Source organism: Sphingomonas sp., assembly GCF_964263785.1.
Classification (GTDB): Bacteria; Pseudomonadota; Alphaproteobacteria; order Sphingomonadales; family Sphingomonadaceae; genus Sphingomonas.
Genome location: NZ_CAXVWL010000120.1, coordinates 1 through 15,611, shown reverse-complemented (window position 1 = coordinate 15,611; position 15,611 = coordinate 1). Strand labels below are relative to the sequence as shown.

General features: G+C 68.1%; 14 protein-coding genes. 6 read left to right on the top strand and 8 right to left on the bottom strand.

The genetic code is table 11. The annotated features are described in order from the left end of the window. Positions 1-33 precede the first annotated feature (33 nt). The gene (locus ACE5C1_RS15505) at positions 34-636 is read right to left on the bottom strand and encodes an HAD-IA family hydrolase (RefSeq protein WP_374944972.1); all 603 of its coding nucleotides are present in this window, start codon (positions 634-636) and stop codon (positions 34-36) included. Between the two features lie 14 nt (positions 637-650). Continuing rightward, positions 651-776: a type B 50S ribosomal protein L36 gene (gene ykgO, locus ACE5C1_RS15500; protein WP_003046794.1), complete on the bottom strand. Its 126-nt coding sequence runs from the start codon at positions 774-776 to the stop codon at positions 651-653. Positions 777-919: 143 nt separating this feature from the next. Here ykgO and ACE5C1_RS15495 point away from each other — a divergent pair, with 143 nt between their 5' ends. The 4 genes from ACE5C1_RS15495 to ACE5C1_RS15480 are packed head-to-tail and all read left to right on the top strand — an operon-like array spanning position 920 to position 4,048. Beyond that, positions 920-1,534, top strand: a complete 615-nt coding sequence (locus ACE5C1_RS15495; protein WP_374944971.1) for a DUF4136 domain-containing protein — start codon at positions 920-922, stop codon at positions 1,532-1,534. Further along, complete coding sequence (locus tag ACE5C1_RS15490) at positions 1,531-2,652, top strand: M14-type cytosolic carboxypeptidase (protein WP_374944970.1); 1,122 nt, start codon at positions 1,531-1,533, stop codon at positions 2,650-2,652. Before ACE5C1_RS15495 ends, ACE5C1_RS15490 begins: the two co-directional genes overlap by 4 nt. 32 nt (positions 2,653-2,684) lie before the next feature. Further along, positions 2,685-3,371, top strand: coding sequence for a 2,3-diphosphoglycerate-dependent phosphoglycerate mutase (gpmA, locus tag ACE5C1_RS15485; RefSeq protein ID WP_374944969.1), 687 nt, complete (start codon positions 2,685-2,687; stop codon positions 3,369-3,371). Next, positions 3,368-4,048 (top strand): hypothetical protein, encoded by a 681-nt coding sequence (locus ACE5C1_RS15480; RefSeq protein ID WP_374944968.1) that lies wholly within the window; start codon positions 3,368-3,370, stop codon positions 4,046-4,048. Before gpmA ends, ACE5C1_RS15480 begins: the two co-directional genes overlap by 4 nt. A 139-nt stretch (positions 4,049-4,187) precedes the next feature. On the opposite strand, the gene ACE5C1_RS15475 is transcribed toward ACE5C1_RS15480, so the two are convergent. Further along, positions 4,188-4,592, bottom strand: a complete 405-nt coding sequence (locus ACE5C1_RS15475) for a hypothetical protein (protein WP_374944967.1) — start codon at positions 4,590-4,592, stop codon at positions 4,188-4,190. Between the two features lie 159 nt (positions 4,593-4,751). Here ACE5C1_RS15475 and purE point away from each other — a divergent pair, with 159 nt between their 5' ends. After that, complete coding sequence (gene purE / locus ACE5C1_RS15470; protein WP_374944966.1) at positions 4,752-5,228, top strand: 5-(carboxyamino)imidazole ribonucleotide mutase; 477 nt, start codon at positions 4,752-4,754, stop codon at positions 5,226-5,228. Then, on the top strand, positions 5,225-6,319 hold the full coding sequence (locus tag ACE5C1_RS15465; protein ID WP_374944965.1) for a 5-(carboxyamino)imidazole ribonucleotide synthase: 1,095 nt from the start codon (positions 5,225-5,227) through the stop codon (positions 6,317-6,319). Before purE ends, ACE5C1_RS15465 begins: the two co-directional genes overlap by 4 nt. 26 nt (positions 6,320-6,345) lie before the next feature. On the opposite strand, the gene ACE5C1_RS15460 is transcribed toward ACE5C1_RS15465, so the two are convergent. The 5 genes from ACE5C1_RS15460 to ACE5C1_RS15440 all read right to left on the bottom strand — a co-directional run. Further along, the gene (locus tag ACE5C1_RS15460; protein WP_374944964.1) at positions 6,346-8,148 is read right to left on the bottom strand and encodes a DUF885 family protein; all 1,803 of its coding nucleotides are present in this window, start codon (positions 8,146-8,148) and stop codon (positions 6,346-6,348) included. A gap of 133 nt (positions 8,149-8,281) precedes the next feature. Next, complete coding sequence (locus ACE5C1_RS15455; protein ID WP_374944963.1) at positions 8,282-8,578, bottom strand: hypothetical protein; 297 nt, start codon at positions 8,576-8,578, stop codon at positions 8,282-8,284. Between the two features lie 12 nt (positions 8,579-8,590). Further along, entirely contained in the window at positions 8,591-11,431 is a 2,841-nt protein-coding gene (locus ACE5C1_RS15450; RefSeq protein ID WP_374944962.1) for a M16 family metallopeptidase, read from the bottom strand. Positions 11,432-11,487: 56 nt separating this feature from the next. Beyond that, positions 11,488-13,605: a penicillin acylase family protein gene (locus ACE5C1_RS15445; protein WP_374944961.1), complete on the bottom strand. Its 2,118-nt coding sequence runs from the start codon at positions 13,603-13,605 to the stop codon at positions 11,488-11,490. 60 nt (positions 13,606-13,665) lie between these two features. Then, a partial coding sequence (locus ACE5C1_RS15440; RefSeq protein ID WP_374944960.1) for a beta strand repeat-containing protein occupies positions 13,666-15,611 on the bottom strand: 1,946 nt, incomplete at its 5' end.

The window sequence follows — 15,611 nt, the reverse complement described above, 5'->3', positions numbered from 1 at the left end:
TCCGATACGTGTACGCGGTGTACACGGGTGACGCTAGTTCAGCAAGCCCAGTGCGACGAGTTCGCCCCGAAATGTCGGCGCGTCGGTAAAGTACAGCGCCGTCATCCCGGCCGCTGCCGCTCCTGCCACGTTCGCCGCATTGTCGTCGACGAACACCGCTTCCTCGGGGCGCAAACCGAAGCGGGCGAGTGCGCGGATGTAGATAGCGGCGTCCGGTTTCACCAATTTCTCTTCGCCCGATACGACCACGTCGCGGAAGCGGTTGAACAATGCGGCCTCGCGTGCGCGGAAGGGCGGCCAGAATTCATGGCTGAAGTTGGTGATCGCGAACAGCGGCACGCCGCGTTCGTCGAGCTCGGCGACGATCGCGTGCATGCCCGACACCGGATCGCCGATGCTTTCGAGGAAGCGCGGACCCCAGGCGGCGATCAGCTCGGCGTGATGGGGGTGCAGCGCGATCAGCTCGGCGGAGGTCTCCGCAAAATCGCGCCCCGCATCGTGCTGAAAATGCCAATCGTGCGTCACGACGTCGCGCAGGAACGCGTCGAGCACCTCACCCGCCGGGATGATGCGCTCGTAGAGGAACCGCGGGTCCCAATCGTAGAGAACGCGGCCGACGTCAAAGACGACGGCCATAGGCCGAGGCTGGATCAGCCTTGGCGCGCCTTGAAGCGGCGGTTCGTCTTGTTGATCACGTAAGTGCGACCGCGGCGGCGGATCACGCGATTGTCGCGGTGGCGATCCTTGAGGGACTTCAGGGAATTGCGGATCTTCATGACATTCGCTTTGCTGCAGGCGGCATCTGGCCGTCGAAAGGACGGGACCGCCTATAAGCGGCCCCCAATCAAGTCAACCCGTATGGAACCCGCTCGACCGGTTCGGGCGTTACCCACCCGGAACAATCGTGTGGAGTATGGCGATGCGTGGACGGTCCATTACAGTTGCGGCGATCGGCGCGCTGGCGCTCGCAGGCTGCGCCACGACCGCACCGCTGCCGCCGACCGAATCGGTGCGCTATCACCGCGGGCCCGAAACGGTCGGGCGCGGCACGATCGCGGTCGAGCCGCTGGCGACGGGCCCGGTCAGCCTGGAGTTCGAGACCTATGCGGCGGCGGTCCGCGGCGAGCTGGCGCGATCGGGCTACACGCCTGCGGCGCCCGGGGCGACGCCGCAATATGTCGCGGTGGTGTCGTACTCGCGCGCCAACCGGGTCGGCCCGCCCCGGCGCTCGCCGATCTCCATCGGCCTAGGCGGCGGCGGCTTCAGCGGCGGGCGGCGCGGCGGCGGCGTCGGCCTCGGCGGCGGCGTCGGCTTTCCGATCGGCGGCGGCGGCAACAGCGCGCTCGTCGTGACCGAGCTGTCGGTGACGATCAAGCAGCGCGTCGATCAGTCGCCGGTGTGGGAGGGCCAGGCGCAGACCGCCGCGGATGCGCGCCGTGCCGGAGCGGACGCGGGCGCGCAGGCGGCCAAGCTGGCGGCCGCGCTCTTCACGGGCTTTCCGGGAGAGTCGGGGCGCACTATCGAGGTGAAATGACCGAACCGAACCAGCCGCTTACCGTCAACGCCGCCTTCGATGGCGGCAACATTCGCGTCGTCGCGATCGACGGCGATACCGTAGACCTGGAGATCGTCACCGACCATCTGTCGGACTTCTATCAATGGTTCTCGTTCCGGGTGGCGGGCGCCAGGGGACGCACGCTGCGGCTGCGGATCGTCAACGCGGGCGGCGCGGCCTATCCGTTTGGCTGGCCCGGATACAAGGTGCGCGCATCGACCGACCGCCGCGCCTGGCGGATGGTCGACACCGCTTATGGCGAAGGCACCCTCGAATGGACCTGGGAAGCGACGAGCGACATCGCCTGGTTCGCCTATTTCGCGCCGTATACGATGGAGATGCACCACGATCTGGTCGCACGCATCGCCGCGACCGGCGCACATCACCGCCAGCTCGGCACCACGCTCGACGGGCAGGCGATCGATTACTTCCGCTTCGGCGACGGCGCCAAGCCGGTGTGGCTGTACGCGCGCCAGCATCCCGGCGAATCGATGACCGAATATTGGATGGAGGGCGCGCTCGACTGGCTGGCGAGCGACGCCGCCGCGCCGCTGCTGGCCGCCGCCACCGTCCATGTCGTGCCCAACATGAACCCCGACGGCACGCGCCGCGGGCATCTGCGCACCAATGCCGCCGGCGTGAACCTCAACCGCGAATGGCACGCCCCCACCCCCGAGCGCAGCCCGGAAGTGCTGTGCGTGCGCGATGCGATGGACGCGACGGGCGTGGCGTTCGCGCTCGACGTCCACGGCGACGAGGCGATCGCCGCCAATTTCATCGCGGGGTACGAGGGCATTCCGAACTGGACCGACGATCACGGCGCCAAATTCTACGACTTCGGCCAGCGGCTCGCCGCGCATACCGCCGACTTCCAGACCGAGAAGGGCTATCCCAAATCCGCGCCCGGCACCGCCAACCTGTCGATGTCGACCAACCAGCTCGCGCACCGTTTCGGCGCGGTGTCGGTGACGCTGGAGATGCCGTTCAAGGATCATGACGCCAACCCCGATCCCGAGTTCGGCTGGAGCCCCGAGCGCTCGAAGCGCCTCGCGGTCGCATGCCTGGAGACGCTCGCCGGCATGATCGACACGATCTAAGCGCGCCCGACCCGCTATTCGAAGGAGACCCGATGCCAACCCTCGTCCTCATCCGCCACGGCCAATCGGCGTGGAACCTCGAAAACCGCTTCACCGGCTGGTGGGACGTCGACGTGACCGAAAAGGGCGCGGCGGAGGCACGCGCGGCGGGCGAGTTGATGGCGGCGCGGGGCCTCGATTTCGACCAGACCTTCACGTCGCTGCAGTTGCGCGCGATCAAGACGCTGAACATCGCGCTGGAGGCGATGGGACGGCTGTGGCTGCCGGTCGAGAAGGATTGGCGGCTGAACGAGCGGCATTATGGCGGGCTGACCGGCCTCGACAAGGCCGAGACCGCGGCGCGCCACGGCGACGACCAGGTGAGGATCTGGCGGCGCAGCTTCGACGTGCCACCGCCGGCGATGGAGGCGGGAAGTGCCTATGATTTGGCGAACGACCGGCGCTATGCAGGCATCGCGATCCCGAACAGCGAGAGCCTGAAGGACACGATCGCGCGCGTCCTGCCCTATTGGGACGCGCGGATTGCGCCCGCGCTGAAAGACGGGCAGCGGGTGCTGATCTCCGCCCACGGCAATTCGCTGCGCGCGCTGGTCAAGCATCTTTCGAACATTCCCGACGACGCGATCACGAGCCTGGAAATTCCGACCGGGCAGCCGATCGTCTACGAACTCGACAACGATCTGAACGCGACCGACCGCTATTATCTGAGCGAGCGGTGATCGCGCGCACCGCCGCCGCGCTCGCATTGCTGGTCGCGGCACCGGCAGCGGCAGACCCGCTCCAGGACCGGGTGCTCGCAGGCATGAAGGCGACCGACACCGGCGACGTCGCCTTTGCCCAGACCACGCGGATCGAGCGGACGGGTGCGGCGGCGACCGAGATCGTCACCCGCTACGATCCGCGCGCCACGGCGCACTGGACGGTGACGCGGGTCGACGGACGCGCGCCGACCGCGAAGCAGACCGCCGACATCGTCAAGGCGGCGACGCGGTCGCCTATTCCAGGCTACGCCCGCATGGCGCGTTGGTTTGGCGGGCGCGCGACGCGGGTGGCGGAGGCGCCGGGCAGCGTCACCTACCGCTTCGCCGCGCTGCCCAAGGGCGTCGTCATGATGGGCAGCCATGACGCCTCGGCAGACACGGTGGCGGACGCGGTGGTCAACACCGCGGGCCCGGCGCCCTATGTCGAGCGGGTGCGCTTCACGTCATCCAAACCGTTCCGGATGATGCTGGTCGCCAGGGTCGACCGTTACGTCGTCACGGCGTCCTACGCCCCGCTCGCCGATGGCCGCCTCTTCCCGAGCGTGACCGACAGCGACATCGCAGGCTCGCTGATGGGCAAAGCGGGGAGCATCCGCACGCGCAGCCGGTATTCGGAGGCGCATGCGGGGCGGTGAAGCAAGCCATAGGGAGAAATGTTGGGATTGACTGGACAGTGACAGCTCTTCGCGTCGAGAGGTCGTCCGGGCTGCACTGTCACTCGCATCATGTCGGCCAAACACCGCGAGAGTATTAGCTAGTTTTTAGAACGCGCGACTAAGAGCCTAACAGCAGATCTATAACTACTGCTTGAACGGCGGGTCCGACTTCCTCGTAGAACGTACCGCGGCGGACGTGGTCGCCTCGATCATCCATTTTTCCTAGCACGACAGGGTTATTAATATCGTGCCAAGCCCAGCGCACATCGACACCATAACCTAAACCTTCAATCGGTTTTATCACGGCGTCGATCACCACTCCGACAGCCTTGATATACAAACCAAGGTGAGGCGGATATGACTTGATAAAAATCATATCGCCGACTTTTAAAGTCGCCATCTGACTATGCGTGAATGGCGCGTTTACCGGTTCAAAGCCGATAGCGGCCACTCCGCGTTCAACAAAATCAGCACTTACATCTTGGGTACCACCGTACATGGCACCAATACCAATAATTGACATTGCTTTCGCTCCGTAATGACGTTTTTGAGCGCGCCGTTGGCCGACAACGCAGATGTAGGATGCGACTTTGCGGTCGCAAGGGGATGTACAATGGTGCTCTCGGTTGCCCTCCCCTCCCCCTCCGGCTAACGCCACCTCTCTGATCGGCGAGGCGCGGGCATGGTATTGGTCGGGATCATCATGGGCTCCACATCCGACTGGGACACGATGCGCCATGCCGCCGAGACGCTCGAGGCGCTGGGCGTCGCATACGAGACCCGGGTCGTCTCCGCGCATCGGACGCCGCAGCGGCTCTACGATTATGCGACAACCGCCGCCGATCGCGGACTCAAAGTCATCATCGCCGGCGCCGGCGGGGCTGCGCATCTGCCGGGGATGGCGGCGGCGATGACCCATCTGCCGGTGCTGGGCGTGCCGGTCGAGAGCCATGCGCTGAAAGGCATGGATAGCCTGTTGTCGATCGTCCAGATGCCGGGCGGGGTGCCGGTCGGGACTCTCGCGATCGGCAAGGCGGGGGCGATCAACGCGGGGTTGCTCGCCGCGTCGATCCTGGCGCTGTCGGACCCGGCGCTGAGCGAGCGCTTGCAGGCGTGGCGCGCGGCGCAGACCGCGGGCGTGGTGGAAAATCCGGAATGATCCTGGCACCGACCATTCTACCAGGCGCCACGATCGGTATCCTCGGCGGCGGGCAGCTCGGCCGCATGCTCGCGATCGCGGCGGCGCAGCTCGGCTATCGCACCCATGTCTATGCGCCCGAGGCGACCGGTCCCGCGACCGAGGTGACCGCGCACTGGACGCAGGGCCGCTTCGAGGATGCCGACGCGATGCGCGCCTTCGCCGCCAAGGTCGATATCGCCACCTACGAGTTCGAGAATATCGACCCCCACGCAGTCGCGTTCCTGTCGGGGCGGGTGGCGGTGAGCCCGCCGGTCGTCGCGCTCGATGTCGCGCGCTACCGTCCCAACGAAAAGGCGCTGGTAACGCAGCTCGGCGGCCGCACCGCGCCGTACCGCGAGGTCGCGAGCGCGGACGAGCTGGCGCGCGCGCTGGGCGAGATCGGCGCGCCTGCGATCCTGAAGACGACGCTGTTCGGCTATGACGGCAAGGGGCAGGTGCGGATCGATTCCGCCGGCGAGGCCGCGTCCGCGTGGGAGGCGCTGGGGCGACCGCCTGCGCTGGCGAACGGCGTGCCCGCAATCGTCGAGCGCCGCGTTGACTTCGCGTGCGAATTTTCGGTGCTTCTCGCGCGCGGGCGCGATGGCACGGTCGTCACCTGGGACACGCCCGAGAACGTTCACGTCGACGGCATTCTGGCGACATCGACCGTGCCTGCGCGAGGGCTGGTCGCCGAACAGGCGGGCGAAGCGATCGGCGTCGCGCGCGCGGTCGCTGAGCGGCTCGGCTATGTCGGCGTGATGGCGGCGGAGTTCTTCGCGACCGCCGACGGCCCGGTGTTCAACGAGATGGCGCCGCGGGTCCACAATTCGGGGCATTGGACGATCGAGGGCGCGGAGACCTCGCAGTTCGAGAACCACATCCGCGCGATCTGCGGCCTGCCGCTCGGCTCGACCGCGCTGACCGGCGCCCGCGTGACCATGGAGAACCTCATCGGCCACGCACCCTATCTGCCCGCGCTCGGCGAGGCGGGGGCGCATGTGCATCTCTACGGCAAGAGCGACGCGCGAGAGGGCCGCAAGATGGGGCATGTGACGAGGGTGACGCGATAAATCCCTCTCCCGGTGGTAGAGGGCGTTCAAGCGCTCGCGATCCAGTCGTCGCCGATCCGCGTCAGTACATCCAGCGGCACCCGGCCGTAGCGCAGCACCGCGCTGTGATACGCCTTCAGGTCGAACCGCGCGCCCTGCTTCGCCTTGGCCTTGTCGCGGATCGCCACAAAGGTGGAATGCCCGAGCTTGTAGCTCGCCGCCTGCCCCGGGTTGACGCAATAACGGTCGATCTCCCGCCCCGCATCGCCCGGCGTATCGCCCTGACCGCCGACGAAATACTGCACCGCCTTCTCGCGCGTCCAGCGGTAATGGTGGAGCCCGGTGTCGACGACGCAGCGGTTGGCGCGGAACAATTGCGCCTTGAGGTAGCCCAAGCGCCCGAGCGGATCGTCGTCGTACATGCCGATCTCGTCGGCCAGCTGCTCGGCGTAGAGCGCCCAGCCCTCGCCATAGCCGGAAAACCCGCCGATCTTGCGGATCAGCGGCAGCCGGGTGTTCGACAGCGCGAGCCCGCCTTCGAGCTGATGCCCGGGAAGCCCCTCGTGATAGGTCGTCGTCGCCAGGTCGAACTTGGGCCAGTCGGCGGAATCCTTCAGGTTGAAATAGACGAGCCCCGGGCGCGAACCGTCGATCGCGGGAGATTGCGAGAAGGCGCCGGCGGAGCCCGCCTCGGTCTGCGGGGGCACGCGGCGGACCTCGAACTGGTACGGCGGCACGCGCTCGAACACCTCGGGCAAGCGGCCCTTGATCGCCGCGAGCCGCGCGTTGCAGTAGGCGATCGCCTCGACCTTCCCAGCGTCGGTGTTGGGAAAGAGCTGCGCGGGATCTCTCGCGAGCGCGGTCATCCGTGCGCCGACGCCGCCCTTGGCGTAGCCGAGCTTCTTCAACTCGCCGTCGAGTCGCGCGGAGATCGCCTTGGCCTGATCGAGCCCGAAGCGGTGGACCTCCTCCGGCGACAGGCTGGTCGTGGTCGTCGCGTGCAGCGCGGCCGGGTAGAAGCCCGCGCCCTGCGGCAGCTTCCACACGCCCGCGTCATGCGTCGCGTGCGCGCGCAGCTCGCGGGTGTAGGCGATCTGGCGATCGAGCGCGGGCAGCACCTCCGCCTCGTACAGCCGCGCGGCGTCGGCCGCGTAATGCGCATCGAGCCCCTTGGCGGCTGCGCGGTGGGCGAGGCTTTTCACCACCAGGGCTTGCGGAGCGGGGACACGGGTCTTGCCCATCTGCTCGAGCGCGAGGTCGAGGATGAAGTCGGGCGGCACCACGCCGACGCCGGCGTCGTGCCGCATCCTGAGCGTCTGGTCGTCGATCTGCTTTGCAAACGCGCGCAGGCGGAGGAGGTAGGCGTCGGCATCGCCCGCGGTGTCGATCTTGTGCTTGGTATCGAGGAAGTCCGGGACCGATTGGTACGCGCCCGACAGCTGCGACACGACATAGGGGCTGGGCCCATAGGACGATCCGCCGAAGTCGAACCGCTGCACCGCAACCGCCGAGGCGCGCGCATAGCGGACGCATTCCAGGTCGATGCGGTCCTCCGGCGACAGCGCCGCCTTGTTCACCGCGTCGATCCGCGCCAGCTCGGCGGTCGTCGCGGCGCGATTGGCGGCGATCCCGGCGGCGGACTGGTCCGACAGTTTCGCGCGCAGGTCGGCGTTGGCGCCGGTGTCGAGCCCGAGATTGGTCGCGCCCTCCGGACTACGGCGGAGCTGCGCCTGGACGAGGGCGTCGAACAGCGGGGCGAGCGGCGATGCAGGCTGCGCGGTCGCGGGCAACCCAGCGAGCGTGGTCGCGGCGGCGGTCCCGGCGAGGAAATGGCGGCGGTCGATGGTCATGGTATTCCTCCAATTCCCTCTCCAACCGGGAGAGGGAGGGAGCCCGCGAAGCGGGCGGAAGGGTGAGGGTGAGGCCCACTGCCGCCCTCAACTCCCCGCTCGCCCCGCGAGCAGGCCCAGTGACGGAGGAATTTTAAACCCGTTTCCCCGTCATTGGGAAGCTGCCGAACGCGCCCGCGCCGACGGTGCCGGTCAGCGTGTCGCCGTCGACCGTCGCTTCGCAATCGAGCGTCATCGGCATCGGCACGGTCATCGCCATCTTCCACGTCAGCGTGTTGCCGCTGACCGGGCCGGACACGTCCATCGATCCCATCGCGCCCGCGTTGGTACCCGTAAAGGTGTCGCCGTCGCTCTTGACCGTCAGCGTCGTCTTCTGGTCGCCCAGCGGCGATTTCACCACGCACTCGTAGGTGCCGTCCACGTCTGCCATGTCATGTTCTCCTTATCGCGCCGGACCGGGATCACCGGCCACCGACGCCGCCGGCACGATCTCGACCGGCAGGCCCAGACTGTCAAGCTGCGGCCGCACGAGCTTGGCGTCGCCGACCACCACCCACACGAAACGCGCCGGATCGATCGCCGCGCGTGCCGTAGCGTCGAGCTGGTCGCGGGTGAGCGCGCGGTATTTCTGCGTGATCGTCGCGTAATAATCGTCGGGGCGCCTGTAGAGGTCGTTGATCCGCATCGCGCCAAGCACGTCGCTCGACGTCTCGAAATTGCCAGGCAGCGCGTTGATGGCGCCCGCGATCGCGCGGTCCGATTCGCCTTGCGTCAGCGGCTTCGTCGTCACGAATTCGCCGACGTCCTGGCGGATCGCGGCGATCGACGCGCCGGTCTTGTCGGCCTGCACCGCCGCGCGCACGACATAGGGCGCGGCCCGTTCGTTGCGGTAGAAGTTGCCGCTCGCGCCATAGGACCAATGCCGCGTCTCGCGCAGGTCCATGTTGATCCGGCCGAGGAAACTGCCGCCGAGCGCATCGTTGGCGGTGATCAGCGGCAGCAGCTCGTCGCTGCCGACCAGGCTGGTCCGCAGCCCCGCCGAGATCAGCGACTGCGGCGAATCGGGCCGGTCGATCAGGATGATGCGCGGCGCGGGCAGGCTCCGGTCGGAACGGAACGTCTTGGTTCCGGGCGTGCCGGTGGGCTTCCAGTCGCCTAGGATACGATCGAACGCCGTGCGCACCTCGCCAAGCGGCAGATCGCTGACGACGAACAGCTTGGCCTTGTCGGGGCGCAGCCAGGCCTGCTGAAAGGCGACCAGATCGGCGCGGGTCAGCGCCGCCACCGCCTTCGGATCGCCGCCCCCGCGTGCCTTGGCATAGGGGTTGCCCGCGCCGTAGAGGATCGGCGGGAGGACGCGATCCGCCAGCCCGTCGGGGCTGGTCAGTTCCTGCGCGATGCCGGCGAGCTGCTGGCTCTTGGCGCGGCCCAGTTCGGCTTGCGGGAAAGCGGGCGCACGCGCGATCTCGGCCCACAAGGACGCCGCGGCGGCGAGGTTCGCGGTCGGCACGCGGAGCGACAAGGTCGAGCGATCGGGCCATCCGCTGGTGAAGATATCCGCGCCCAGCCGCTCCTTCGCCTCGGCCAGTGCGATCGAATCGAGTTTGGCGGTGCCCTCGTCCATCATCGCCAGCGTCAGCTGCTGGGTGCCGAGCTTGTCCGCGACGTCGGCCACGACCCCGGCGTCGAAACTGAGCACCGCCTGCGTGACCGGCACCACATCGCGCTGCGCATAGATCAGCTCGATGCCGTTCGAGAGCTTGGTGCGCTCGACCTTCGGAAAGGTCAGCCCCGCGACCGGGCCGACCGCGGGGAGCGGCCCGCGCGTGCCCTTGAACGCCGGCGTCGGCGCCGCGGCGACCGCGATTGCGGGCGGAACGACGGCCTCGGCATAGGCGTCGCGCGGACCGGATATCACCGACAGCATGTAGCCCGGCCTGGTCAGCCATTTGTCCGCCGCCGCTTTGACCGTCGCCGGGGTCTGCGCCGCCAGCCGCGCCAGGCGCACCTTGTAGAAGCCGGGATCGTTCGAATAGAGCGCGCCCTCGGCCAGCGCCACCGCCTTGCCGCCGAAGCCGCCGACGGACTCCAGCCCGCCGATCCGCCGCGAGACCTGGCTGGTGACGACGCGCTGCACTTCGTCCGCGGTCGGACCGGTCTTGAGGAACTCCGCCACGATCTCGTCGATCCGCTTCGACACCAAAGCCGCATCGACGCCGGGCCGAACCACCGCGTTGACCGTGAACGTGCCGACCTGCGCGAACGCCGAATTGCCCGCGCCGACCTGCACCGCCAGCTTCTCGCGCTTGACCAAAGCATTATCGAGCCGCGAGCTGGCGAGACCGCCGAGCACCGACGCCGCGACGTCGAGCGGCACCGACTCGGTGTCGTTCAACCCCGGCACCGCCCAGGTCTTGAGCACCAGCGTCGCGGCGACGCGATCCTTCATCACCTCGGTCCTGGGCGCGCTCAGCACCGGCACCGGCGCCTCGACCGCACGCGTCCTCGGCCCCGCCGGGATCGCGCCGAAATACTTAGTCGTCAGCCGCTTCGCGGTCGCGAGGTCGATGTCGCCTGCCAGCACGAGCACCGCATTGTTCGGGCCGTAATGATCGCGAAACCATGCCTTCACGTCGGCAAGGCTCGCGGCGTCGAGATCGGCCATCGAACCGATCGTCGTGTGGCCGTAAGGATGAGTCGCCGGGAACAGGCCCTCGGTCAATTTGTAGCGGACCAGGCCGTAGGGCTGGTTGTCACCGCTGCGCTTCTCGTTCTGGACGACCCCGCGCTGCTCGTCGAGCACGGCTTGCGTGATCGCGCCGGTCAGATAGCCCATCCGGTCGGATTCGAGGAACAGCGCACGGTCTAGCGCCGCGGTCGGTACCGTCTCGAAGTAATTGGTGCGGTCGAAATAGGTCGTGCCGTTATAGTCCGTGGCGCCGACCTGCTTCAAAGGTTCGAAGAAGTCGCCCGGCGCATTCTCGCTGCCGTTGAACATCAGATGCTCGAAGAGGTGCGCGAAGCCGGTCTTGCCCGCGGGCTCGTGCTTCGATCCGACATCGTACCACACGCTGACCGCCACCACCGGCGCCTTGCGGTCGGTGTGGACGACCACGCGCAGGCCGTTGGCGAGCGTGAATTGCGTGTACGGGATGTCGATGGCCTTCACGAGCGTCGCGACCGGGGCGGGCGCAGGCGCCAGCGCGGACATGGTCTGGGCGAACGCAGGCGCAGCGAACGCGAGGAACGCGATGCCGGTGAGCGCCAAGGCCTTGGAATGCATGCAGGACGTCCCCCGGAAGAAGCCACGACCATACCGCCGCGAGGGGGACGCGCAAGTCAGGGGCGGTAGACCCGCTCGACGTGACCACGCAGGTCCGCCGGGCGGAACAGGACGGGCTTGGTCCGGTGCGCCGCGAACAATCGCGCCTGATCGGTGTAATGCGGCGACGCGGGCCGCGTCGTCGACGCGCCGAACGGCTGGATCGAGCGCGAATGGACGCGCCCCGCCCTGTCCCATGCCATGAACATCACGAAGCTGTCGCCGTGCTTCACCGCGAGCCGCCCGTCGGGCGCTTCGTCCCACAAGGGCATCGCGCGCAGCACGTCGGGACCGCCGTCGAGCGGCAGGTCGATCTTGCCCTGACGCAGCCGCAGCACTTCCCCGAGGGGTGGATCGAGGCGACCGAAATGCTTGCGCAGATACGCCGCCGACGTGGCGAGCGCCTCGCCCGGATCGGTGCGGGGCTTGCGCTGATAATGCCATTTGTTGCCCTCGCGCAGCACCAGCGCGGCGAGCGCATCGGCGGGGCCGTGCCCGTCGAAATTCCAGTCCCAGCGCCCGAGCACGCGCTTCGCCGCCCGATCCCCCACGGCGGCGGCCGCATCCGCGAACCAGCGCCCCGCCCAGCTTCGCTTGCTGACCGCGGTGTCGTACTTGATCCGCTCCAGATCGGCCTGCGAGATCGACGCGTCGGCGCCCATCAGCTCCAACGCCCGCGTGCCACGGTTGGTGGTGTCGGTCTCGATGCCGAGCAGCGGCGACCAATCCTTCGGGTCCAGCTCCGACCCCGTCCCCGCCGCCTGGAACGGCGTGTTGTTGGCGTTGATGAGAAAGCCCGTGCGGGGGTTCACGTGCTTCGGAACCATCGTCCACGGCACCGTTCCCGGCGCGTAGTCGCGGCTGGTGTCGCCGGGCAGGACGTGCGCGTAGTCGAACCCCGGCTTGCGGTTGGGAAAGGCGGCGTTGTAGACGTGCGCGATGCGGCCGGTCGCGTCGGCATAGAGGAAGTTGGTCCCTGGCACGCCTTGGATCGCCATCGCGCGGTCCCACTCGGCATAGCTGCGCGCGCGCGTCAGCCGGTAATATTGCTCCACCATCCGCATCTGGTCCGCGCCGCCATAGCGGACCGCGAAGGCGCCCGCGTCGTTCGCGACCACCGGTCCCTGCACCGCGCGCGCCACCGTCTTCGGCACCGGCAGGACGAACGGACCCCAGAGCCTGACCGGCAGCCAGACGCGGTGCCGTTCGAGCGGCCGCCACGCACGGTCGTACCGGTAGGCATCGCGCGCGGCGTTCAGCGTCAGCTTGTAGACGTCGAGCAGGTCGGGCCGGTCGACGGTGTTGGTCCATCCCAGCCGCTCGTTGTGCCCCAGCAGCGGATAGGGCGCGCCAGGGAAGGTCGCGCCCGCGAAGTTCCATCCCGTGCCCGAATGGACGACCAGCTCGTACCACGCCACCCCGCCGCGCCACGGCTGGTGCGCGTTGGAGACCAGCCTGGTCCAGCCGTCCGCCGACCGCTTCGGCGCGACGACAAAGGCGTTGGAGCCATTCTCCGCGCCATCGGGCCCGACCGGCGTCACATCGGGCGCGTCCGGGCGCGGTCCCGCATTCTCCGCCGCCATCGGCGTATTCCCCGCAAGCGCGCCGAGCACCCCGTCGAGCCCGTAGAAAAAGGGCGAGCGCGCGACGAAGCCGACCGCGACGTCGCGGCCGTTTACCGGGAACAGCTTGGCGAGCAGCACTTCGTCCGGGTGGCGTTCGGCGTAACGGTTGAGCCCGCTCGCATAGCCGTCGAGCAACAATCGGACGTCGACCGGCTGACGGTCGTACTCGCGTGCGACCGTCGCGCGCGCGCCGAGCAGGTGAAGGACGTAGTCGGTCTTCGCCCCGTCCGATCCGGTGATCGCGCCGAGCCGCCCGCGGGTCATCGCCAGCACCTGCTGCAGCGTCGCGAAATCGTCTTCGGCATGCGCATAGCCGATGCCGTACGCCACGTCGGGGTCGGTCCGCCCGAAGATGTGCGGCACCCCGAAACCGTCGCGGGCGATGACGCTGTCGTAACGATGCGCTGGCGGCGGCGTCACCCGCTCGGCAAGCAACGGCTCCCACACCACCAGCCCGATCGCGATCAGGACGGCAAGAGCGATGAGGGCGAACGGCAAACGGCGCAGCATGGACTCGTTCCTAGTCCATGCCGCGCAGCTTGCCACCTGTCTGCGTCCGAGCGACCGATCCTACAGGAAGGTGTAGTCGCCGCTGTTCAGCGTGGTCACCCCGGTCAGCACGATCTCCTCGGTGCCACCGCCGTGCGCGGCGTCGGCTTTGATAAGGTAGTGGTCGGTGGCACCGATCCGGACGATGCTCGCCCCCGACGCGACCGTACCATAGCCCTGGAACTCGAGCACGTCGCCGCCCGCCACGCCTGCACCCGCGAAGTCGGTGACGACGTCGCCGGACGCCTGGCCGCGCTGGAAGACGAAGGTGTCGTTGCCCGCAAAGCCCGACATCGTGTCGGCTCCGCCCCCGCCGTCGATGCGGTTGACCTGGCCGTTGCCGAGAATGGTGTTGTCCACGGCACCCGCGACGACGTTGCGCCCCGCCGAGCTCAGCGTGATCCGCTCGACATTGGCGCCGACGGTGTAGCTCGCCACCTGGATGACGACTTCGTCCACGCCTTCGCCGATATTCTCGACGATCACATCGTCGACGTTATCGACCGCGTAGGTGTCGTCGCCCTGCCCGCCGACCATGGTGTCCGCGCCCGTTCGCCCGTCGAGGTGGTCGTTCCCCGCGCCGCCGATGATCATGTTGGCGTCGGCGTTACCGGTACCGACGAAATCGCCGGTACCGATAAACACGAGCTTTTCGACGTTGGTGCGTAACACCAGCGTATTGAGGAAGGCTTCGATTGTATCGTAGCCAGCACTTGTGTTCTCAACCACGATATCGCCGGTACTATCAACGACGTACGTGTCGTCGCCGAGGCCCCCCTGCAAATTGTCGTTACCCACGCCGCCATCGAGCCGGTTGGCGCCGTTCGTCCCCTTGATGAGGTTGTCGAGCGCGTTGCCGGTCGCGTTGAGCGCGGCGCCCACCAGGGTGAGGTTCTCGATCTCGGCCCCCAGGGTGTAGCTGACGCTGGCGTTGACCGTGTCCGTACCGCCGCCGAACGCCTCGATCACCAGGTCGCCGGCATCGTCCACCGTATAGGTGTCGTTGCCGCCGAGCCCGATCATCGTGTCGGCGCCCTCCTTGCCGTCCAGCTTGTCGGCACCGGCGCCGCCGGTAATGACGTTCGCCAGCGTGTTGCCGGTGCCGGTGAAAGCCGCGGAGCCGGTGTAGGTCAAATTCTCGACATTGCCGCCCAGCGTATAGGTGGCGAGCGCGGTACGGACGGTGTCGGTGCCCTCGCCCGCGGCCTCGCTCACCACGTCGCCGGTCGCGTCGACGTCGTACGTGTCGTCGCCGCTGCCGCCGGTCATCGTGTCGTTGCCGGTGCCGCCGGTCAGCACGTCGTTGCCGCCGCCGCCGTTCAGCGTGTCGTTGCCCGCGCCGCCGTTCAGCGTGTTGGCCCCGCCATTGCCGATCAGCGTGTCGGCCAGCCCCGAACCGGTCAGGTTCTCGATGCTGTCGAGCACGTCGCCCGACGCATCGCCGCCGATGCCGCTGCCCGTCACCAGGCTGACCGAGACCGCAACTAGCGACGCCGCATAGTTCGCAGTGTCGATGCCGTTGCCGCCGAACAGCCGGTCCGCCCCCCCGAGTCCGCTGAGGACGTCGTTGCCGTCGAGCCCATAGATCGTGTCGGCCGCCGCGGTGCCGCTCAGCGTATCGTCGCCATTGGTGCCGACGATCCCCATCGGCGCCTCGTCGGTGCCGTTGATCGTCACCTGGAGCGTCGTCGATGCGGTGCCGTCGAGCGACTGGACCGGCAAGGTGTCGATCAGCGTCTGGCCGGTGTTGAGCGCCTGCACCGCGGCATTGGCGTTGTCGAGCGCGTAGCTCCACGCGCCGGTCGTCACGTCGAAGGTGAAGGTGCCGTAGGTGCCCGGGCGCGTGCCCGAGGTCCCTGCGAACACCGCCTCGCCGGTGTCGACGTCGGCGATGTCGAGATCGCCGCTCGTGGTCAGCGTGCCGTCTTCGGTCACGCTGCCCGTCCGCGTGCCGGTGATCGTCGCGG